Source organism: Natronosalvus rutilus (assembly GCF_024204665.1).
GTDB classification, from domain to species: Archaea; Halobacteriota; Halobacteria; order Halobacteriales; family Natrialbaceae; genus Natronosalvus; species Natronosalvus rutilus.
The window spans coordinates 635,118-656,898 of record NZ_CP100355.1 but is presented as its reverse complement, the minus strand read 5'-3'; the positions used below and the strand labels follow the sequence as shown (position 1 = coordinate 656,898).

General features: G+C 64.5%; 20 protein-coding genes and 1 tRNA gene. 2 read left to right on the top strand and 19 right to left on the bottom strand.

Annotated features, from left to right (window positions below):
• Positions 1-26: 26 nt before the first annotated feature.
• From NGM29_RS03225 to NGM29_RS03215, 3 genes are all read right to left on the bottom strand, one after another.
• Positions 27-2,330, bottom strand: coding sequence for a PAS domain-containing sensor histidine kinase (locus tag NGM29_RS03225; RefSeq protein ID WP_254158935.1), 2,304 nt, complete (start codon positions 2,328-2,330; stop codon positions 27-29).
• Positions 2,331-2,514: 184 nt separating this feature from the next.
• Positions 2,515-3,384, bottom strand: coding sequence for a hypothetical protein (locus NGM29_RS03220; protein ID WP_254158934.1), 870 nt, complete (start codon positions 3,382-3,384; stop codon positions 2,515-2,517).
• A gap of 217 nt (positions 3,385-3,601) precedes the next feature.
• Positions 3,602-4,495 (bottom strand): hypothetical protein, encoded by an 894-nt coding sequence (locus NGM29_RS03215; RefSeq protein ID WP_254158933.1) that lies wholly within the window; start codon positions 4,493-4,495, stop codon positions 3,602-3,604.
• A gap of 119 nt (positions 4,496-4,614) precedes the next feature.
• Here NGM29_RS03215 and hjc point away from each other — a divergent pair, with 119 nt between their 5' ends.
• On the top strand, positions 4,615-5,136 hold the full coding sequence (gene hjc / locus NGM29_RS03210) for a Holliday junction resolvase Hjc (RefSeq protein ID WP_254158932.1): 522 nt from the start codon (positions 4,615-4,617) through the stop codon (positions 5,134-5,136).
• 278 nt (positions 5,137-5,414) lie between these two features.
• Here hjc and NGM29_RS03205 read toward each other — a convergent pair whose 3' ends face one another.
• From NGM29_RS03205 to NGM29_RS03185, 5 genes are all read right to left on the bottom strand, one after another.
• Positions 5,415-7,262 (bottom strand): acyl-CoA dehydrogenase family protein, encoded by a 1,848-nt coding sequence (locus tag NGM29_RS03205; RefSeq protein WP_254158931.1) that lies wholly within the window; start codon positions 7,260-7,262, stop codon positions 5,415-5,417.
• 109 nt (positions 7,263-7,371) lie between these two features.
• A complete protein-coding gene (locus NGM29_RS03200; RefSeq protein WP_254158929.1) occupies positions 7,372-8,001 on the bottom strand; it encodes an SWIM zinc finger family protein in 630 nt (209 codons plus the stop codon).
• 209 nt (positions 8,002-8,210) lie between these two features.
• Entirely contained in the window at positions 8,211-8,930 is a 720-nt protein-coding gene (locus NGM29_RS03195; RefSeq protein ID WP_254158928.1) for a rhodanese-like domain-containing protein, read from the bottom strand.
• A gap of 142 nt (positions 8,931-9,072) precedes the next feature.
• Positions 9,073-9,145 (bottom strand) — tRNA-Gln (locus NGM29_RS03190).
• Positions 9,146-9,174: 29 nt separating this feature from the next.
• On the bottom strand, positions 9,175-9,801 hold the full coding sequence (locus tag NGM29_RS03185) for a cupin domain-containing protein (RefSeq protein WP_254158926.1): 627 nt from the start codon (positions 9,799-9,801) through the stop codon (positions 9,175-9,177).
• A gap of 150 nt (positions 9,802-9,951) precedes the next feature.
• Between NGM29_RS03185 and NGM29_RS03180 the strand changes: the two genes are divergently transcribed.
• Positions 9,952-10,545, top strand: coding sequence for an IMP cyclohydrolase (locus NGM29_RS03180; RefSeq protein WP_254158924.1), 594 nt, complete (start codon positions 9,952-9,954; stop codon positions 10,543-10,545).
• Positions 10,546-10,624: 79 nt separating this feature from the next.
• Here NGM29_RS03180 and NGM29_RS03175 read toward each other — a convergent pair whose 3' ends face one another.
• The 11 genes from NGM29_RS03175 to NGM29_RS03125 all read right to left on the bottom strand — a co-directional run bounded on the left by NGM29_RS03175 (position 10,625) and on the right by NGM29_RS03125 (position 21,742).
• Entirely contained in the window at positions 10,625-11,215 is a 591-nt protein-coding gene (locus tag NGM29_RS03175) for an NAD(P)/FAD-dependent oxidoreductase (protein ID WP_254158923.1), read from the bottom strand.
• Between the two features lie 83 nt (positions 11,216-11,298).
• Positions 11,299-13,359 carry a DEAD/DEAH box helicase gene (locus tag NGM29_RS03170; protein ID WP_254158922.1) on the bottom strand — a complete coding sequence of 687 codons (2,061 nt, stop codon included), beginning with the start codon at positions 13,357-13,359 and terminating at the stop codon, positions 11,299-11,301.
• A gap of 288 nt (positions 13,360-13,647) precedes the next feature.
• Positions 13,648-14,343 (bottom strand): hypothetical protein, encoded by a 696-nt coding sequence (locus NGM29_RS03165; RefSeq protein WP_254158921.1) that lies wholly within the window; start codon positions 14,341-14,343, stop codon positions 13,648-13,650.
• Between the two features lie 170 nt (positions 14,344-14,513).
• The gene (locus tag NGM29_RS03160) at positions 14,514-15,809 is read right to left on the bottom strand and encodes a DUF7345 domain-containing protein (RefSeq protein ID WP_254158920.1); all 1,296 of its coding nucleotides are present in this window, start codon (positions 15,807-15,809) and stop codon (positions 14,514-14,516) included.
• Positions 15,810-16,094: 285 nt separating this feature from the next.
• Positions 16,095-16,754, bottom strand: coding sequence for a hypothetical protein (locus NGM29_RS03155; protein ID WP_254158919.1), 660 nt, complete (start codon positions 16,752-16,754; stop codon positions 16,095-16,097).
• A gap of 198 nt (positions 16,755-16,952) precedes the next feature.
• A complete protein-coding gene (locus NGM29_RS03150) occupies positions 16,953-18,017 on the bottom strand; it encodes an ABC transporter ATP-binding protein (protein ID WP_311136836.1) in 1,065 nt (354 codons plus the stop codon).
• A 2-nt stretch (positions 18,018-18,019) separates the two neighbouring features.
• Positions 18,020-19,183, bottom strand: a complete 1,164-nt coding sequence (locus NGM29_RS03145) for a FecCD family ABC transporter permease (RefSeq protein WP_254158917.1) — start codon at positions 19,181-19,183, stop codon at positions 18,020-18,022.
• Complete coding sequence (locus NGM29_RS03140; RefSeq protein WP_254158915.1) at positions 19,184-20,374, bottom strand: ABC transporter substrate-binding protein; 1,191 nt, start codon at positions 20,372-20,374, stop codon at positions 19,184-19,186.
• A gap of 67 nt (positions 20,375-20,441) precedes the next feature.
• Positions 20,442-20,840 (bottom strand): cupin domain-containing protein, encoded by a 399-nt coding sequence (locus tag NGM29_RS03135; RefSeq protein WP_254158912.1) that lies wholly within the window; start codon positions 20,838-20,840, stop codon positions 20,442-20,444.
• A gap of 357 nt (positions 20,841-21,197) precedes the next feature.
• The gene (locus tag NGM29_RS03130) at positions 21,198-21,392 is read right to left on the bottom strand and encodes a cold-shock protein (RefSeq protein ID WP_252701219.1); all 195 of its coding nucleotides are present in this window, start codon (positions 21,390-21,392) and stop codon (positions 21,198-21,200) included.
• A gap of 110 nt (positions 21,393-21,502) precedes the next feature.
• Entirely contained in the window at positions 21,503-21,742 is a 240-nt protein-coding gene (locus NGM29_RS03125; protein ID WP_254158910.1) for a hypothetical protein, read from the bottom strand.
• Positions 21,743-21,781 lie beyond the last annotated feature (39 nt).

The window sequence follows — 21,781 nt, the reverse complement described above, 5'->3', positions numbered from 1 at the left end:
GACTCCGGTTTCGTGACGGGTACTCTCTACCGCTGCGGTCGGTCCTCGCCCCGGTCCTCCGCTCTCGAAATCGAGAACGAGAACGTCGTTCCCTCGCCGGGCGTCGAGCGAACCCAAATGTCTCCGCCGTGACGATCGACGATCCGCTGACAGAGCGCGAGCCCGATGCCCGCCCCGTCGTGCTCCTCGCGGCTGTGCAGCCGGTTGAAGATCGTGAAGATTCGATCCTGGTCATCGGGAGCGATGCCGATGCCGTTATCTTCGATCGAAATCACCGGCTTCGCCCCCTGCCGATCGGCTTCGATTCGAATCCGGGGCGGATCGTCCCCGCTGTACGTGATCGCGTTGTCCAGGAGGTTCTGGAAGACCTGCTGTAACTGGGTCGCGTCCCCGTCGACCCGTGGCAGGTCGTCCCTCGTAATGTCGGCGCCAGCTTCGTCGATCTGGATTCGAAGGTTATCGAGCGCGTCGTCGAGGATGGCGTCGAGGTCGACCGGTTCGAGCGAACCGCTCTCCGTGTCGACGCGGGAATACGCGAGCAGCCCGTCGATCATCTCCCGCATGCGGTCGGCGCCGTCGACGGCGAACGCGAGGAATTCCTCGCCGTCCTCGTCGAGCTCGTCGTCGTAGCGCTGCTCGAGCAGTCGCAGGTAACTCGAGACCATCCGCAGGGGCTCCTGAAGGTCGTGGGAGGCGGCGTAGGCGAACTGCTCGAGCCGTTCGTTCGACTCCTCGAGGCGCTCGACCGTATCCTCGAGTTTTCGCTCGTACTCCTTGCGCTCCGTGATATCCTGGGCCATCGTCATTCCGGCGAAGACATCGCCCCGTTCGTCGGTGATCGGAACCGCGTGGAGCACCCACTCCCGGTCGGCGTAGGAGAGTTCGACCGACCGCTCCTCCCCCTCGATCGCGGCCCGGAAGGCGGGCTCGAGCGCGCTCCACGTTTCGTCCGACCAGACGTCGCAGGCCCTGTTCTCCTCCAGATCGGCCGGGTCCACCGGAATTCGGTCGAAGCCCTGCCCGGCCGCCAGCGTGTACGTGAGGTCGTCGTCGAAGAGCGTCACCAGCCCGTTCGGAAAGTACTCCGCGAGCGTCCGGTGACGCTGCTCGGACTTCTCGAGCTTACGTTCGCGCTCCCTGTGCTCGGTGACGTCCCGGAAGTAGATCGAAATCCCCGTCTCGGAGGGATAGACGTGTTCCTCGAACCAGGCGTCGTGCGGCTCGAAGTAATCTACCAGCGAGACGGGCTCCTGCGTCGTCATCGCCTCGCGGTACCGGCGCTCGAACTCGGTGTTGACGAGTTCCGGGAACGCGTCCCAGATCACCCGGCCGAGGAGTTCGTCCTCGGCGGCGTCGAGGACCACTTCGGCATTCTCGTTGACGTGGGTGAACTCCCAGTCGTCGTTCAGCGCGATGACGCCGTCGGTGATGCGGCCGTAGATCTCGTCCAGTTCGGCCGTGAGCTCGCGTTGTCGACGCTCGAGCGCGCGTTCGCGCTCTTTGAGGTCGGTGATGTCTTCGCCGGTCGTCACGACACGTTCGATGGCCCCCGCGTCGTCGAAGAGGGGCGCGGCGTTGATCGAGAGCCAGCGACGGTCGCCGCTGGGGAGGTCGACCCGGAGGTGCCGGTCGTACACCGGCTCCCCCGTCTCCAGCGTGATCGCGAACGGATGGTTCGCGGTCGAAATTCGCGCTCCGGTCTCGTCGTAGACCGATCGGTTCGACGGGTCGTACGTGTGCTCCTCGCGCTCTGGAATCTCGAGCATCTCCCTGAGACGATCGTTCATTCGCGTGACCTCGCCGTCCGAGTCGAGCACCTGAATGCCGATCGGACTCGTCTCGAGAATTTGATCGGTCAGGTCCCGTTCAAGCCGGAGTTGTCGGTCGCGGTCCAGGAGCCGCTGTTCTGTGTGGTTCCGGTCGGAGACCTCGCGGACGGTCCCCACGGTCCCTTCGAACGTACCGTCTTCGAGAAGGACGCTCAGTCGAATCTCGCAGTGAATCGTCTCGCCGTCCGCTGTTCTGACGGCGAGGTCGAACGTCCGGTTCAGTCGACCGTCGGCCGAACGGTGCTCCTCGATGGCCCGTCGGACTCGGTCGACGTCGTCGTCCTCGAGGACGAAGGAGACGTGTTCGCCGAGGAGTTCGGCCCGTTCGTAACCGGTCATTTCGACGATGACGTCGTTGACCGCGGTGAAGCGGCCGGCGGGATCGAGCTGGTAGATGCCGTCGCTAACGGCGTTGACGAGCGTGCGGAATCGCTCGAGCGCCACGTCAGCGTCGGAATCGGCCCAGAACCCCCCATCTGTCGCGTCCGCTCGTCGATTCATGACTGCGTGCACAATGCTGGTGGTGATAAACACTCCCCGTCGCTGGCTGCATCGATGGATGGATTCGGCGCGTCCTCGGGGGTCGAGGGAGCCGGCGGATAGGCGGTAGAGCGTTCGCTGCAATCGGTGTCGGAAAAGAAGCGGAGGGAATGTGAACGAAGGTAGCGCCGACGGGGCGAGACCTCTATCGGGTCGATTCGCCGTCCCGCTCGTCGGACCGCTCCTCGTCACCGCTTTCCGTTCGGCGTGTCTCATCGTCGTCGCTTTCCGCTCGGCGTTCCGCCTCGTCGCCGTCGGAGCCCGAACGCCCCGAGCCTTCGAGCCCCTCGCGAACCGCATCCGGTTCGACCGCCGCGTCGGTCCGCTGGCCGACGTCCTCGCCTGGACGAACCTCGGCTTCCGGGTCGCGGTCCGTGAGTTCCGTCGGATCCACCTCGAGTTCCCGGCGCTGGGCTTCTTCGATCTCCTCGAGTTCCTCGAGGTCTGCGGCCGGGTCGACCGACCCGCTCGAGTCGCCCTCTGCGAGCGGATCTGTCTCGTCTGCGGCGTCGATTTCGCCGATGGGGTCCGTGACGTTCGCCGGGTTGCCGGCTGGTTCCCCCCGTCGCTCCTCGTCGCCGTCGATTCGCTCGCCCGCGCCCGCCCCCGGGTCCGGATCGTCCTCCCCGGACGGCGCCGATGGTTCCTCCTGGTCGGTCGTGACCGGTTGCCCCGGCGTGTACTCCTCGTCCGGAGCGGGGGTGTTCTTCCCCGAGACTTCCGACAATGGCAACTCCGAGTCGGCCGGGCTCGCGTCGCTCGTCAGGTCCTCCCCGGGGAACGACGGGGAGAGCAGTACCGCGTCGTCGGTAACCCGGTCGACGACGTCGTCTGCGAGGGGAACGGCGTCCTCCCGGCCGCCCCACCCGAGCGCGGCCCTGGTGGAGGCCGTCATCTCCGGGTCCGGTTCGACGTAGGCCGTTCCGGGGTCGACGGCGGTGACGAGGCCGACCATATCTCCCGAGGCGGTCTCGACCGACTTGCCGACGTCGTCCGCGGTGAATACTGGACTCATACGTGTCGATCTATCACAGCCCGTTCGAAGTGATTCGTGCCTGCATGGTCCTGCCTCAGCCGGTCCTCTCGATTCGTGCTGCAATTGCTCTTCACGAACCGCTCTCAACGCCCTCACGACTGCTCGAGCACTCGGTCGGTGTTGCTCATGGGTTGATCGACACGCTTCGGCGACAAACAGGTGATCGCTGCTCACGCAACCCGCGGACCGAAGTCCTTCAACTCGAGTCGCGTCGGTCTGATTCGATGTCTTCGGGCGCCGGCTCGTATCGCAGGACGGGAGCGGCGTCGGCGCCCTCGGTTTCGCCGACCCGCGAAACGCCGGGAATCTCGAGGAGGAGGGACGAAAGCGCCTCGACTGAGCCGTCGCTCGACTCGTGTTCCGTCGAGTGCCCGTCCTCGATCGCTTCGAGGAGGTCGTCGACCGTTGCCCGTCCGCGCTCGGCGAGCACGACGAACGCCGCCCGAGCAGTCGCTCGCTCCGCTGGCGAGGGTTCGAGGCTCTCGAGGGCGTGTCGGGCGCTCCCGATCGAGTGGCGAACCGAGGGCGGGTCCGGAACGTCTCGCCCGTCGCCGTCTTCCGGACTGTCGATAGCCGGAGTCCCCTCGTAGCGCCACTGTTCACCGAGGTCCTCGTCGCCCGATTGCGTGACGGTCGGCAGGGCCTCGAGGTGATCGCGAACGCACCCGGACCACCACCGCTCGGCCGACTCGTAGCCCACGGGGACCTCGCTGTAGGCCGCGTCGATTACCTCCGCGGCCGTGGCCTCTCCCCAGTACCGGAGGAACGAGAACGCCGCACGGACGGCCGACGCCTCGTCCGGTCGCAAGTCGCGCGACTCGAGTGCCCGTTCGACCTCGTCGGGGGTGTCGATCCGGTAATCACGCCCGTCGACGGGGGTCGCTTCGAGGACGCGCCGGCCGTTGTCGGTGAGCGCGTACCCGTCGTCGCCGCGGTTCACGAGTCCGTTGTCCGCGAGCCGAGAGAGACGTTCCTCGAGGGCGTCCCGGTTCGCCTCGAGCGTCGACGCGAGGCGTTCGATGTCGGACGTGCCGTCCCGGAGCGCCTCGAGGACGGCCCGGTCCCGACCATCGAGCGTGTTCGACGCCATACGGTCGCGTCCACCGCCGAGTATCCTAAGTCGGATGCTGGCCATCGAAAGGCGATCGCGGAGCGCGACGCGGAAGCGGTCGGCCCGTTTATAACGATCCGGTGACGAGACAGGGGTATATGTCTCAGGCGAAGGGCGACCGCCGGGAACGCGAACTCGTCAACCTGCTCGACGAAGCCGGGTTCGCCGTCATGCGAGCGCCCGCCAGCGGCTCCGCGACCGAACGCGAACTGCCCGACGTGCTCGCCGGCGACGGCGAGACGTTCTACGCGATCGAGGCCAAATCGAGCGCCGGCAACCCCATCTACCTCACCGGCGAGGAGGTCGAAGCGCTCATCTACTTCGCGCAGAACTTCGGCGCGAAACCCCGTATCGGCGTCCGGTTCGACCGCGAGGACTGGTACTTCTTCCACCCCGGCGACCTCCACGTCACCGACGGCGGGAACTACCGCGTGAAAAAGGAGACCGCCGTCGCCGAGGGCACCGACTTCGACGAGTTCGTCGGCCGCTCACAGAAGGTCACCCTCGGGGAGGTCGGAGACGCCACTGACCCGGGACCGGATCCCGAAATCATGCGCGTCCTCCAGGCGGTCGAGCAGGGCGTGATGGACGTCGAGGAAGCGGCGACGATGCTCGAGTAAGGCATGGACGGCGACGCTCGAGCCCGGTCTCGAGACGCCGAATCGACGGTGGCAGACTCGATGGAATCCGAGTAGGAGAGAGCGGGTCCCGATCAGGTCGAGCGAGACTACGTGGCGATTTCTATACGTGAAACAATTGATAGTAGGGATGGATCGCTCGATTAGAGTGCGTTCTCGAGCGGTGTCGTGGTCGCCGCGTTCTCTAGTGACTGTCGATCCGGTTCGAGAATTCGACTACGGCTGCTATCAACTTTGCTAGCCGCGGTTCTGGCCCGCCGTTACTGGGTTTCCGGTCGATCGAGGGTCGCCGGATCGACCGGTTCGTAGCCAACTACGGCGTCGAAGTGCTCGAGCGCGAACCGGTCGCCGCTCGTGAGCCCGCGGGCTGCCCGAGTGCCGAACTGTCGGTCGACGAATCGCCGAGCGACGAGTGCGAGGCGGGCGTCGGGCTCGCCGCCGTCGCATCCATCACGCTGGCCCTCGAGCGCACGCTGAGCCTCCCCGAGCAACAGCGCCGCGGTGAAGACGTCGAAGACGTAGTGAGTCAGTTCTTTGGCCTGGAGCTGGGCGTACTCGCCATCCTTCGTCGCCAGCGTGGCGAGGGCGGTTCCGAGGTCCTGAAACTCCCTCTCGATCGCCTCGGCGGAATCAGCGATGAGCGGGTGCGAAACGGCCTCGAGCCGCGCCTCCACGACCTCGAGGAACGGTTCGTGAGCGGCCTCGCGATCGAGCGCGCGGAGCACGTCGAGCGAGAGGACGTTCTCGGTCCCCTCCCAGATGGGGAGCACCTGGGCGTCGCGTAGCAGGCGGTTGGTCACGAAGTCGTTCACGTAACCGTTGCCGCCCTGGATCTCCATCGCGTAGGAGGCGGTGCCGACGGCCATCCGGCCCGTCCGGGCTTTCGCGATGGGGATCAGGAGTCGCATGAGTCGGTAGGCGTGTTCCCCTTCGGTTTCGAGTTCCTCGAGGCGGTCGTCCGGAATTTCGAGGTCCCCACGCGCCGCTCGCTCGGCCCGCTCCCGAATCGAGAACAGCCGCGCGGCCTCCATCGTGAACGCCGTCGCCGCCTCGTGGTCGACGGCCATATCGACCAGGTCCTGGCGCATCAGCGGGTGCTGGTCGATCGGTTTCCCGAAGGCTTCCCGATTCCCCGCCCTGACCTTGCTCTCGAGCAGCGCCCGGCCAATGAGCCCGCACGACGCCGCGGCGTTCGAGAGGCGCTCGAGGTTGAGCATCTCGGCCATCTGCCGGAACCCATTCTCTGGTTCGCCGACGAGAAATGCCTTCGCACCCCGGAACTCGACTTCGCCCGTTGGAACCGCGATGGTTCCCAGTTTGTCCTTCAGGCGGCGATACAGCTGATCGTTTAGCTCCCCCTCGAGTTCGTGTGGAACGAGAAACAGCGAGAGCCCGCTCGTGCCGTCGGGGGCGCCTTCGATTCGGGCGAGCACGAGCGTCCCCTGGGCGTCGACGTTCGAGCAGAACCATTTCTCGCCGGTGAGGCGGTAGCACTCAGCGTCATCGTCCCACTCAGCGCGGGTTTCGGTGGCACCGACGTCGCTGCCGCCCTGCTTCTCCGTAAGGAACATCGCCCCCTCGATCAAGTCGTCGTATGTGCGACTCGTCAGGCCGTCGTAGTAAGACTCGAGGCTTCCGTCGTCGAACTTCTCGAGGACCAGCGCGGCGCCGGCGGTCATCGCGACTGGGCAGTCGAAACCGACGTCGGCGTAACAGAGCAGGTACTGCATCGCGAGGTTGTACGCTAGAGGCATCGGCTCGTCGCGACCAGGCGGGGCCTCGAACGCGTCGGCGACGATTCCCGACTCGTAGACCAGTCGCTCGTTCTCGAGCTGTTCGGGTGGGTAGCGAACCCGGTTCTGAATCTCCCCGTGTTTGTCGTAGGGCTCGAGTTCCGGGCCGTGATCGTCGATCACGTCCGCGTTGTCGGCGACCGTGTGCCCGACGAGGTCGCCGAAGGACTCGAGGCGCGGGCGGGCCCACTCGAGTTCGTCCTCGGTGTAGATGCGGGCGACCTCGCGCTGGAGCGTTCGGTCGAGGGTCCAGTAGTTGACGTGACGGCCCTCCTCGAGGGCGCCGTAATCGATTCGGTCGTCCGTGATCGTCATACTCGACTACTCGGATTCGGATGACGATAAAACGAGGCGGAACCAACGGGTATGGCGTTTCGCCTGGTTGTCGAAGTAGCTGGCGTCCTGACGGAGCGCAGGATGGAGGTCAGACCTTCTCGAGGCGCGTCCGCGGGAAGACGTACACCCGCAGCGACTCGGGAACGGGACCGTTTCGGGCGACCGTGGCGTGGGGGTACACCGCGCCGACGACCGGCACGTCGGGGTCGTAGCGCCTGTTGGTGACGTAGTCGGCGACGGAGGTGTCGGCGGCACTGATGTGGACGGCGTCGGCCCGGAGATCCGAGACGTCGACGACCGTCAGGCGGTCGCCGGTTTCCCGATCGCGGACGCGATCGCCTGGGTAGACGGCGTGCTCGTCGCAGTAGGCCGGACCGTCGGCTTCCGGGCCGTCCTCGTCGACGAACGTCGGGTCGCCACAGTCGAAACAGGGGACAGCGAGCTGGCCCGGCGGTGGCGTCCGTCCCTCGGTGATCTCGATAGCGATTCGGCGAACGTGCTTACAGCGGGCGTCCCGGAAGACGTGGTCGGGACAGGTACACCGGCCGGCCTCGAGGTCGACCAGGTAGGTTGCGCCGCTGCCGGCTTCGACCTCGTAGAGGCCGTCGCCGAGCGAGAGCACGGACATGCGGTCGGTTCGCGCCCGGACCGACCGGTCGTCGAGGTGTCGGCGGGGCGGGAGGGGAAGCGATGCTTTCGGTGACGCGACTGTGTTCATGGATGCGTCGATAGTGGTGGGTGCGGTCGTCGGGCTATTCGACAGTAATAGGGGCTCGAGTAGCCTAAACCCTCGGTCAGCCGATACTGACTGTTCAGGGAAATTCGGTGCGCGGGCCGTCTCGAATCGACGCCGACGCGGAGAGCGTGAGTCGAGCAGAGGGCATGCAAACCAGTACAGAATCCGAGGGGAAAAACGTCGAACGTCCGTCAGGCGTCCACGACGCCGCTCGTCAACTCGCCGAGGGTCGCCTCGAGCGCGTAGTCCGGTGCCTCGAGCGACAGGACGGTCTCCTCGTCGACGTCAGCAAAGCGGACGAGGAGTTCGTAGGAGCCGTCGGCCTCGACCTGCGAGATCTCCTGCTGGGATTCGTCGAGCGTCGAGAGCCAGACGTACTCGCCCTCGTGGTCCGGCGAGGACCGACCGACGATCTCGAAAGTCGGGATGGACTCGGCGCTCTCACCCACGGTCGGATAGCCCGCGTCGGTCCACCCGTTGTACCCCTCGTCGAGCGCGTAGACGTTCTCGAAGCCGTTCGCGAGCAGTTCACTCGCCCGGAGGACGGCCAGCGAGTGCGGACACCCGCAGTAGGTGACGATCCGGGTGTCCTCGCTCCACTCCTTCGTCGGGTCGTCCTCGACGCCGTCGGGCGCCGTGCTCAGGTGCGCCCCTTCGATGTGCGAGGCGCCGTACTGTCCCGCCCCGCGCGTGTCGAGGAACTCCGCCTCGTCGGCCTCGTACCACTCGTAGGCGTCCTCGAGCGGGACCAGGGGGACAGTCTGACCGCCCTGCGATTCCGTGTCGTAGCCCTCGTCGTTCGTCGCGTCTCCGCCAGGCGAGTCCTCGTCCTCGAGGATCGATCCGAGACAGCCCGATAGACCCGATATCGAAGCGATCCCGACCGCACCGAGAACCGTACGTCGTCGCATACGGGTTTTCAGGTCGTGCCACCGTCTAAACCTTCTGGTGCGAACCTCGATCTCGCCGGTAATTTCGATGAGAGAACCCCTTCATTTCGAGTGGAAACCGCTAGCAAGGGCTACGGTCGAGCTCGAGTCGAAGTACGAGAAGTAGACCCACCAGGATTCGAACCTGGGTCGAAGCCCCCAGAAGGCTTCAGGATTGGCCGCTACCCCATGGGTCTGCGAGCGCAGAACGAGATTCGCGCGGCCACTACTTATGGCTGTCGTCTCGGGTTGGGCGGGACGACCATCGCTCGGAAAGTGGCGGTTCCTCGAGCGTCTCCTCACAGCCTCGACAGCGAACGACCGCCGACTCGATGCTGCCGTCGGTATCCGCCCCTCGAGCGAACGCGAGGTCCTCGCCCCCACAGCCTGGGCAGGGGTCGGGGTCAAACGTACTGCCGCAGTTCGGACACTCGAAGGCGACCTCCTTCCCGTCGGTTCGCAGTCGCAGGGGTTCGTCGCCGCAATCCGGACAGGAAGCTGGCACCCGGACGTCCTCGGTTTCCCGTGGTGCGCCGAGTGCAAGTACCACCAGTTCCGCGTCGCCACCGTTTTTGCCGGATTGAAAGGTTCCGCGACCGAATCGCATCGCCTCGTGTTCCGCAACGGTGACCGTGCCTGACAGCGTCTCGAACGTCGCGACGCCCGACAGAACCACGAACACCTCCTCCTGGTCGAGGTGTGCGTGCAAATCCCCTGGAAACTCGCCGTCCGGCGGGATCCGGTACTCGTTGATTGCGAGGTCCGTCGTTCCCAGCACGCTCGAGAGTTCCCGCCGTCGACCACCGTCGGCGAACTCGACGGGATCGAGGGCATCGAGCTCGACGGGTTGCATACGCGAACGTTTCGCCCCAGGACGATAAAATCGGGGTCAGAACGATCGACAGCCGGTGGGAGCGCCCGACCGACATCGATGGTGGCGCCGAACCAGGACGGTCGTGCATACATCGACACCTATTTTCCCTCGAGATGCACACGAACGCGTATGTACGTCGGACGATTCGTCGTCGTCGGCCCGGACGCGGGCGCCTACCGCGTCTCCTCTCGCTCGTTCCCCAATCGCCAGATTACCGCCCGCGAGGACGCGCTCACCGTCGGCCCCACCCCCGACGCGCCCGAGACGGACAACCCCTACGTCGCCTACAACTGCCTGCGCATCGTGGAGACGCCGACCGGCGAAACGGTCGCGTTCGGTAACGGCTCCCACGTCGACCCCATCGCGGAGAAACTCGAGCTGGGCTATCCCGCTCGAGACGCGCTCGCCACGGCGTTGCTCGCGCTCGACTTCGAGAAGGACGACTACGACACGCCCCGCATTGCGGCGACCATCGACGCCGACGGCGAGGCCTTGGTCGCCACCATCCGTCGGGACGCCCTGCTCGTCAAAGCTGTCGAGGATCCGACACTCGTGGCCACCTACGAGAAAGCCACCCCCGAAACGTACGACTTCGAGCCAACGGACGCCCTGGACGCGGCGAGCGAGGCGCTCGAGGCCGAGTTCGAACACGCCGTCTGTGCCGCTGGCGTCGTCCGAACCGACGAGGGGTTCGAGACGGCCATCGACAACAGCGAGAACTGAATAGAACGGTCGCAGTCTGCTCGAGTCCAGGACCGAATACGGAAACGCGAGTCCGGAACTCGAGCGATTCGAGAGCGCCTTACTCGTCCGTGTCGATCAGCGACCCAAACAGTGACGTCGCGTCGTCTGGCACGTCGAAGTCGTGATAGTGCTCACCCTTCTCCTTCGTCAGGATGTTGAGCGCCGCCGCCGCACCGTCGCCCGCCGAGATGACCGCCTGCCACTCCTCGGCACGGCCCATCGCCCCCGTGGCGTAGGCGTTCTCGAGGCTGGTCTCCATCGTGATGTCGACGTCGACGACGTCATCGTCCGTGAAGTCACAGCCCAGGTCCTCCGCGAGGTCGCGGTTGGCACCCGTCGCGAGAACGAGGTACGGAGCCGTCTCCTCGCCGTCTTCGGTCGTGACACGGTAGCCGTCGCCCGTCGACTCGACGCCCGTGACCTCAACGCCCTGCTGGCGGTCGACGCCGAAGTCGTCGACCTGCTCGCGGAGGGTTTCTAGGTATCGGGAGCCGTCCATCGACTGGACGCCGGGGTAGTTGAACAGGTGGGCCTTGTGCATCCACGTCGCGTCCGTGTCGTAGACGGTCGTCTCGAGGCCGTTCTTTCCGGTGAACATGGCCGCGCTCAATCCAGCTGGACCGCCGCCGACGATCAGTACGTCCGTCATAGAACGTGCTACCACAGGGACGCGAATAAGCGTGTGGAAGGCGGCGAGCTGGTCTCGGGATCAGTGCCCGGCAATCGATCGGGTCATAGGTCGGATTCCCGCAACTCGATGTCAGCGATCAGGTCGTAGGGGTGGGCGTCCTTGCGGATGCCGTCGACGATGGCGAACGCCTCCCCGGGCGAGAGGAAGTGTTCCGTTACCACTCGCCCCAGCGGCGTCGGCGAGAAGCCGTCGATGAAGTCGTACTCGAGCAACTTGCCGATGGCGTGAGTCGTCGGCACCTCGCCGAGCATCCGGTCGTTGAGCGCCTTCGCCGCCTTCCCACCGACCGTGATGTTCGCCAGGGTCTCCTCGATGGCGCCGTCCTCGTCGTAATGGGTCATCACCGGCTCCATCTCCCCCTTGAGGAGCTTGAAGGCCACCTCGTCCTCGGTCATCTCCATCGAGTTGTGGTAGCTGCAGTCGGGTTCGACGAGGACGTAGACGGTCCCCTGGTCGTGGTAGTCCGGTCGTCCCGCCCGCCCGAGCATCTGGTGGAACTCCTGGACCGAGAGCCACTCGATGCCCATCGCCAGCGAGTCGAAGATCACCTGCGAGGCCGGGAAGTCGACGCCGGCGGCCAGCGCCGCGGTGGTGACGACCGCCGCGAGGTCCTGGTCGGCGAACATCTTCTCGACGCGCTTTCGCCGCCGGTAATCGAGCCCCGCATGATAGGGCGCCGCGTTGTACTCGAGCTTTCGCGAGATTTCGTGACACCGTCTACGCGAATTGGTAAAGATGATCGTCTGACCCCGATACCCCTTTGAGGACTCGGTGTCGAACTCCCGCCTGACGAGTTTGTTCTCGACGTTGACCTTCTCCTGGCCGTCGGCAAATGTGACGTGGCGCTCGATGGGAACCGGACGCTCCTCGAACTCGATGAGGGTGGCCTCGAGCGCCTGGCCCAGCTGTTCGGCGTTGCCGACGGTCGCCGAGAGGTAGATCCACTGGGCGCCGTCGTAGTTCTCGCGGGCCGCCGCGCGCTTCTCGGTCGTGTACTTTAGCCTCGAGATGAGGCCGTCGAGGCGGTGACCCCGTTCTTCTTCCTTTAGCGTGTGGACCTCGTCGATGACGACGGTGCCGATGTCGCCCATGTCCTTGCCCGTCCGGAGTGCGTGATCGATGCCCTCGTAGGTGCCGACGATGACGTCCGCGTTCGGGTCGAACTGGTTGCCCGAGTCGGCGATTCGGCTCGCGCCGACGCGGATGGAGACGTCCACGAGGTGGCCGTACTCGTCCTGGAAGTCCTCGTACTTCTGGTTGGCCAGCGCGACGAGGGGCACGAGAAAGAGTAGTTTGCCCTTGCCGTTGAGTACGCGGTTGAGCCCCGCGAGCTCCCCCACGAGCGTCTTCCCCGTCGCCGTGGCGCTGACGACCAGTTGGTCGTCCCCATCGAAGAGACCGTTCTCGACCGAGAGGCTCTGGACCGGAAGCAAGGTATCGAACCGGTCCTCGAGCAGATCCTGCAGGCCCGGATGCAGATTGAGGGTATCGACGCCCACCGGATCGACCTCGTCGGTCGTCGCCGAGATGGTGTCGAACTTCGTGAGATCCGGATCCAGTCGCCCCTTCAGCAGATTCGTGATGCGCTGGAGGTCCTGCACCTCGAGCATGAGGTCCTCCAGGCGGTCCTTCGCCGCCCCCGTCACGTTCCCGACGTAGGAGAGTTCACGCTCGAGTTCGCGAGCGGCGCAGTCGGTACAGATCCAGTCCTCGTCGTCCTTGATCGCCGTCTTGGTCGTAATCGGGGAGTATCGACCCGAAGACGCACAGTACCGACAGGTCCGAACGACCTTCGTCTTCTCCTCTAGCTGGTAGCCCGCGAACATATCCTCGAGTTCCCGACGACCCTCTCGGGAGGTCTGTTCGGAGATGCGGATGCGGCCAGCGCGGCGAGCGAGGTCGACGAACTCGTCGGGCTGACGGGGCTCTTCGCTCGAGTTGCGCTTGACGCGAAACTTCGCGGGCCGTGGTCCTGCCGAGGTCTCCGAGACGCCGAGTTTTGCCCGGAACAGCCGCTTTCCGTCCCGGGTGACCACCACGAGGTAGTCGTTCCCGGTCTCGTGACAAAAGAGCGTCTCGACCTCGGGGACCTGTTTTGACACGCCCGTCAGTAACAGCGTAGCGTACTTGAGCGGTTCGGACTCGGTCGATCCCCAGTGCGTCTATACTATAAAAATTATAGATTTAGGTGCGCTTTGCGGTGACCGTTCTGGCAGAGAGCACGATCCTCCACTCGAAGCCGGAACGAGAATCGACTTCAAACGTCGGTGCCGATGCTGAATCGCACCGTCGGCGGCCTCTCGAGGTCACTGTCCATTCGACGACTCCGCGAGATCACTGTCTGTTCGACGACTCCGCGAGATCACTGTCTGTTCGACGAGAACACAAGATCACCGTCCGTTCGACGATCCCTCGTCATCGCTCCCGTTTCCGCGATCTCCGGGGGTCTCGTTCCCGCGGTCTCGAGCCGTTTCATTCCCGCCGTCGGGCCGATCGTCCGTCGGCTGGCCGACCCCCTCACCGGCAATCGACTGTGCCGTCGCTGCGACGTCGGGACCACCACGCTCGCCGGCTCGCTCCCGGAGCGTCCGAATCTCGTCGACGTCGACGCCCTGTGCCGAGAGAACGTCGGTCGGCAACTCACCGGCGGCGGTCGCGCCGATGGCAGCACGTCGCTCGACGCTCCCCATCTCGACGACGACCTTCGCGACTTCCGAGCGATAGTGCCCTTCGCTGATCTCGCCCGCCTCGCGGGATTCGTTGAGTGTTTCGAGTCTCCCCTCGAGTTTCTCGAGGCGCGCTTCGTCTTCTCCGTGGCGTTCGGCGATGATCGCCGCCTTCGCCTCGTCGGACTCGGCGTTCGCCAGTTCGAGACCGAACGCTCGTTCGGAGACCTCGCCGTCGAGTTCGGCGTCCTGGACGCCGACGGCGGCCGAGAGCTGTTCGCCGGGAGCGATCGATTCGTTCTCGGCGTCGGATCCCTCCTGGACGGCGCCGTTCGGGACGACGCTCGCCGCCGCGAGCGGAACCGCTACCGCCACGACGAGGAGGGCGATCGTCAGTGCCATCGATGTGCGTCGATTCATTGGTGGGTATTGTACTGGTTCGATGATATACGTTGGAGTCGATGGCCCCGGGTCAACGACCATCAACGTGATTCAACGCCATTTTCGATCCGGTTCCGTCTATCGATTTCGTCGATTTTGGTGATTCTGACGATCCCGGGTCGCGGGCTCGAGACTGATGACCGAGCGGATCACGGTCCCCCGTCACCTCCAGCATCTCTGTCCCCTCCGTTACCACCGTCACCTCCGGTTTCTGACGAGTCATCATCCCCGGAATTCACATCTCCTGGATCTTCCGCCTCCGGAAGCGAGAGCACGTTTTCCCGACCCAGCCGGAACGACTCGAGTTTACCCTCCTCTCGGAGGCCGGTGACGACTTTGCTGGTTTTCGCGTCGGTCCAGTCGAGTTCCTCGACGACCGACTGCTGTTTCATCCGGCCGCCGCGGGACTCGAGGAGGTGGATGACCTGCTCTTCGTTGCTCAGAAGTTCCATGTCTGGAGTCCCGGCGGCGGGCGACGTCGTTTGACCGGGCGACGATGTTGGCTGGTCAGCCGACGACGACTGATCGGCCGACGACGACTGATCGACCGGCGGTTCAGACGCTGGTCCGCCTCGAGTTCCCGTTTCATCCCCAGAGTCGGCGAGGTGAGCGCCGGTTTCGTCGGACCGATCCGTCGTTTGCGTACCTGGATGGGTGACTGTATCTCCTCCGGCGCCGTCCCGGCCGGCTGGCTGGTCGCGATTTCGATACCACCAGGCCCCACCGGCGGCGAGTGCGACGACGGCGAGCGCAGCGGCGACTACGGTCGTCGTGCTCGGACCGCCACTGGCGGCGAGGACCACTCGAGGCTCTCCGGAGACGAAATCGGTCTCACCGCCGCGCCAGATCACCGCGCGATCGCGTTCGTCGTCCGGGTCGGGTGCGACCGTGGTGCGTTCGTAGCCCTCCGGCCATTCGACGAGCAATCGCGTCCCCTCGTCGAGATAAATTCCCTCGATGGCGTCGCCGACGCTGATCTCGCCGTCTTCGACGGCGGCGAAGCCGTGCCAGTCGAACGTGTACCTGACGACACCGTACTCGCGCGCGAGTGACTGCCGCTGGCTCTCCACATCGAACCCGTCGACGGTCATCTCCCGACCCGTCGCTTCGCTCGCCGTCGCGGCCGTTTCGGTCATCCGGTCGGCGAACGATTGCGTGTAATTGTCGGGGTCGTCGCGGATATCCTGGCGCAGCGATTCGAACGCCGCCTCGCTCTCGTTGTCGTCGAGACGGATCCAGAACTCGAGGGTCCACTCGGCGGTCCCGTTGGACTGAATAGCGACGTCCATCCGGACCTCGTCAGCGTCGATCCGGTCCTGCTGGAACGCGTTCGATTCGGGTTGTGTCGCCCCGGCCGCGGTCACCCCGAATACGCCGGCCGTCGGTCCGACGCCAGAGAAGCAGAGCAAGACCACCAGGACAATTACGCCGACGCGACGGTTCATACGAGTCGATGCTTGCCACATCGCTTAAAATACACGAAAGTGGGAACGAGAGAGGTGGCTGGTAACGGAGTTCGTATCGCAGGTATCGAGTCGAACGACGATTGAAAAGGAGCTGTCAGCCGGTTCGAGTCGATTCGGTTACGTATAGATTTTGTAAAACAGCCGGTCGAAACGGTATCGAACAGCCTCGAAGGGTGGAAGAACGTCTCAGGTTGGACGTGATTCAGGATCCGTTACGTCCACCTCGAGAGTCGATGACTCCGTGGAGTGGGCGAAGGCTCGGTCTTATTCGTCGGTGTCGTTCGACTCCTCGACGTCGTCGTCAGTGTCTTCCGTGTCTTCGCGTCCTTCGGCGTTATCGTCAGTTTCGTCGTCACTATCGTCGCTATCGTCGCGTTCGTCGGCTTCCTTCTCGTCGGCCACCTCTTCATCGTCCGGCGTCACGTCGTTTTCGTCAGTATCGTCAGTTTCGTCGGCTTCCTGCTCGTCGCCTTCGTCGGTGTCGTCGTCGGCCTCGTTACGTTCGTCGCGTTCGCCGGACTCCTGCTCGTCCGTCTCCTCCTCATCGTCCGGCGTCACGTCACGGATCGCCTCGCCGAGCGTCCCCTCGAGGCTGCCGTCCAGGAAGGCCGCAATTCGGTCGTGAATCGCGGAAACGTGATCGGGAACCTGCGCGGGGAGGTCGGCGTTCGGGCCCTGTCGGGTGTCAGCGCCGCGGTCGGCGCCAGAGGCGTTCCCGCGTCGGTCGTCGGTGCGGTCAGCGTTGCGGTCGTCAGCAGCTTCGGCGCGATCGGCCGCATTCTTGGCACGATCATCCGCCGGAACGTCGGAGCTGTTGTCGTCCGCACCCACGGACGTGGGCGCGTTTCCGGGCATTGCGGCGGCGAAGCCGGTCGTTACCACGAGCACTGCCAGCACGGCTGCGATCAGCGTTGTTCGGTTCATGACTGCACTCGGCTCTGGTCGCCAGACCCACTTCAAGCAGTAATTCGGTGGAAGCGGTTTTCCGGGGTTTGACGCCATTTGGTGGACGTTTTCCCCGGTTTGTCCCCATTCAACGCCGCTCGAGCGAGCGTTGCGCGGCCGAGACGTCGAGCGACAAATAGTCCGGTCCCGATGACCCTCGAGCGCGCTCGTGTGTCGTCAGCGGTCGACCGGATGGTGGGGCTGGATGATCGGGCCCTCTTCACCGTAGCCGACAGTCGCAACGACGCCAAAGACCTCCTCGAGCAGGACATCGGTGACCACTTCGGCCGGCGGCCCCCAGTCGTAGACGCTGCCATCTTTGAGCGCCACCAGGTTGTCCGCGTAGCGAGCCGCCTGGCCGATGTCGTGCAGGACGACGCCGACCGTCACGTTGCGTTCGGTCGTTAGCGCGTCGACGACCTCGAGCACACGGAGCTGGTGGTGTAAATCGAGGTAGGTCGTCGGTTCGTCGAGCAAGAGGACGTCGGTCTCCTGGGCTAAGCTCATCGCGATCCAGACCAGTTGCTTCTGGCCGCCGCTGAGGCTCACGACGTCCGCCTCGCGGAGGTGGTCGACCCCTGCCAGGTCGATGGCGCGGTCGACGGCTTCCGCGTCCGCCTCGTCGACTGCGTCGAAGAACCCGCGGTAGGGATAGCGGCCGTGATAGACCAGTTCCTCGACGGTGATGCTCCCCGGCGAGTCGTGCTCCTGAGAAAGGAGGCCGACCTGCCGGGCGAAGGCCTTCTTGCCGAACTCGTCGGTGTCGTCTCCGTCCAGGAGGACGGCTCCCCGGTCGGGTGCCAACTGACGAGCGAGCGACTTCAGGAGCGTCGACTTCCCACTTCCGTTCGGGCCGACCAGCGCTGTCACCTCACCCGCAGGCAGGTCTATCCGTTCGCACTCGACGACCGGTTCGTCGGTGTCGGGGTAGCCGATCTCGAGGTCCGTGCCGACGAGTTCGCTTCCCGTTCGCGCGGGTCGGACAGTGTTCGAGGACGCCTGCGTCGTGTCTGGGACGTTCGAGCCGTTCGAGCCCACAGTACCTGGTTTCGAGTCACCATCATCGGTCGTCGAGATGGAGTCGGGGCTCGATGTTCGTTCGTGACTCGAGTATACGGGTTCATCGGAGGCCGCCGAATCGTCGTCGGTATCCGACTCCGGTGGTTCTGACGGGTCCGACGATTCCGACGATTCCGTCTCCTCTTCTCGAGCGCTCCCGCGGAGGTCTGGCAGGCGTTTCATGGCTAGAGATCACCCAGGTGCTTGCGTCTGCGCATGAGATACAGGAAGTACGGCCCGCCAATCAGGCCGGTCAGGATGCCGACTGGAAGCTGATTCGTGCTGCCGAAGAGGACAGCCATGCCCAGTCGCGCACCGACGTCGGCGGCGACCAGCAACGCCGGACCGACGAACAGACAGCCCACGATCAGGCGCTTGTAATCCGAGCCCACGAGCGTTCGTACGGCGTGAGGGACAATGAGTCCGACGAAACCGACGATGCCCGCCGCGGCGATCGACGATGACGCCGCCACGATTGCAATTCCCGAGAGGCCGAATCGGACGCGTTCGACGGACATTCCGAGTGCACCTGCGGTTCGTTCTCCCAGCAGGAGGACGTTCAACTGTCTCGCGCCCGCCAGCGCGAGGATCGACGTGAGGATCGTCCAGGGGAGGACGAGACGGACCTCGTCCCAGTCCGCGCCAGTGAGAGTCCCGGTCGTCCAGGAGATCGCCGTCTGTACGGTCGCCATGTCCTGGGCGAACAGGAGGAGGGCCGTCTGGAGCGAGTTGAAGACGGTGCCGACGATCACGCCCGCGAGCACGAGTCGAACGGGGTTGGTTCCGCCCTTCCAGGCGATGGCGTAGACGAGGACGAACGCGAGTGCGCCGCCGAGAGCCGCGCTAATCGGGAGCAACGCAGCCATTCCCGAGAAGATCACGAGCGTGAGCAAGATCGCCAGTCCGGCGCCCGAGGAGACCCCGAGAATGTACGGACTCGCGAGTTCGTTTCGGGTCACCGCCTGAAAGATCGCCCCAGAAATCGCGAGGTTCGAGCCGACCAGCACCGCGGCGAGTACCCGCGGCAGGCGACCGCTCCAGACGATCGTCGTGTTTCTCGCCAGGTCGGGGAGTTCGTAGCTCTCGGGCACGAACAGTACGGTTCGCATCAGATCCTCGCCGAGGAGGAACGACAGCAACACTCGCTCGTCGTACCAGACGTCGGCGTCGAGGACGGCGTACCACGCCTCCGTGATTGACATCGAGTACACCCCGAAGCTCACCTGGACGAACAGCGAGACGAGCACGACGACGACGCTCGCGATGGCGACCCCGACAAGTCGAGCGTCTATCCACCCGTAGCTCTCGAGTCGCACGGAAAATCCCTGTGTCGCGCTCGAGTCGTCCATTCAGGACCCGTCGGTGACGATTTCGGCGACTCGTTCGCGATCGAACAGGTCGCCCTCGAACCGGTCGGGGAACAGTTCCAGCGCAGCGCGCTCCATCGTGAACAGGTTGATGATCGGACCCTGGTAGAGCGGACCGCCACGGAAGACGCGCTCGTCCTGGACGGCGGTGAGGTCGCTCGCCATGGGGTGATCCTGCATGAACGCGAGCACGGAGTCTTCGAATTCTTCGGCGGACTTGGCTTCGTGTCCGCGCACGAGGAGCACGTCGGGGTCGACCTCGAGCATCGTCTCGTAGTCGATCTGGCCGCGGTCGTCCGTGCTCAGTCCATCGACGCCGGTTCCCTCCAGGGCGTCCCCGATGCCGAGGTCACGCCACTGTTTCTTGCTCGTCCCCTCACCGAGCCGGTACGGCGAGAACGCTTCGGGCTCCTCGCCGCCCCAGACGAGCAGGGCGTTCGGGCGCTCGGATTCGGGCGGTAGCTCCGCCTGGACGTCCGAGATGAACTCGTCGTGGAGCGACGCGAACGCCTCGTAGCGCTCCTCGCGCTGGAAGATCTGGGCGACGATCTCGAAGGCCTCGTACAGCGAGTAGTACCGGTAGTCGTGCCACGGGTCGGTCTGTCGGAAGATGACGTTCCCCATGAACGGCGCGATTTCCGTCGAAATCTCGTCCACGTCGGACTGCTCGAGGTTGAATGCGCCGTTTTTGACCAGCCAGTTCGGATCCATCAGGTGGAGGTCGGCCTCGAGTTCGTAGAACACCTCTTTGTCGATGCCGCCCTCGCCGATCAGCTGGACGAGGTCGTCCTTCTCGACGGAGACGCCCTCGAGTTCGTCGTAGTACTGGGTGTGATACCGGGGCGCGTTGCCGACCGAGAGGAGGCCGTCGCCGACGCCGAGGGCGACGCCCATGTCCGCGTACCCGGAGAAGTACGTCGCCCACCGCTCGGGTGGCTGGTCGAACTCGAGGGTGCCGACGGGTTCCATCGTGACCGAATAGGAGCCATTTCCTTCGTTTCCATTGCTGTCGCTCGAGTTCTCGCTCTCTGTCCCGTCGTCGGTGCCGTTCCCGTCGTTCGAATCTGGGTCTCCCTCACCCTCCCGATCGGTGCCGCTCACGCACCCTGCGAGGCCGGCGAGTGCCGCCGTTCCAGCCGTCAGAACCGCCCGTCGCGTCCGGTTCGATTTCATACGTTTTAGGCTAGCCTAACAGCGTAAAAGTGCGTTGATTTAGGCCGACCGAAACGAGTCGGTTCGCTTACTCGAGGAGTTCGATCTCGTCGTCGCCGTTGGGAACGGCACAGAGGAACGCACCCGCAGCGTCGGTTTCGTTGCGATACCAGTGGACGGTTCCGGCCGGAATCAGGAGGGAGTCGCCCGCTTCGACGTCGTACTCCTCGTCGCCGATCCCGACGACGTACTCGCCCTCCAGGACGTACTGCTCGTGCTCGACGGCGTTCGTGTGCGGCGGAACCTCGGCGCCGGCCTCGAGGGTGAACCGGCGAATCGCGAAGTTCGGGGCCCCGTGTTCGGCAGCGATGAGGACACCTTTGGCGAGTCCGTCTGCGGCCTCGACGGGTTCGTACTCGACGTCGTCGGTACGGCGAATCGTCGGCTCGAGGTCTGGATTCGGTTCGGCGGATTCCGTGTCGTCCATACCTGTCGTGCGCGCGTGAGCGACAAAACGGTTCGGACTCAGTGAACCGGACCAATTCGGGGAGTGTCTGACCAGGTTGACGAGTATTCTCGTCGATGAAGACATTCGATGACGTAGGTTCTCGTCGATGAGGGCACCATTTCGTGTCGAGCGAGATTCGTCCGGCGCAAGGGTCGTACCTGTGGCTCGAAGACTGCACCTGTGGGCCTCGAGATCGTATCCGAGGCTCGAGCGTGAATCAGGGACTGGTGACTGGGTAGTGTCGAACCGCGAGCCCGAACGTGAACGCGAACGGTAGCGTCGTCACTCGCGGTCGAAAAATATAGTTCAAAAGCGATACCTCAGTGAATTCCCGATTTACAGGCGCTCGACGTTCGTCGCGCGTGGGCCCTTGGGGGCCTGCTCGATGTCGAACTCGATTTCCTGGCCTTCTTCCAGGTCAGGGCCGCCAACGTCTTCCATGTGGAAGAAAACGTCGTCGTCCGCGTCCTCAGTCTCGATGAATCCGTAGCCGCCAGTGTCGTTGAAGAAATCAACGGTTCCTTTCGCCATTGCTTCTAAAGAGAGTCGGGGAAGACGGATAACCGTTCCGATGTAGCCTCCAACCGGAATAGGTGGCTAAAAGAACTCGAGAGTCGCTCTGGAGGCGTCTCGACTCGTATTTACTCCTGGCCCTCGAGTCGCTGGGCGAAAATCGAGATGAAAAAGACCAGCATGAACATGGAGAACCCTGCGACGATTCCGAGGAAGCCGCCCTGGGTGAGGTCTACCGAGCTGATCAGCGAGACGGCGACGAACGCGGCGACGAAGATGGCGATCGTGAGGAACCCGATTGCGTAGTAGAAGTTCGTGTCGTTCTCGAGGAAACCCCACAGCGAGTCCCAGATCGGGGGTTGTGGCATACTCGAACGTTCGAACGCGAGGACGAATAACGTTCGGTC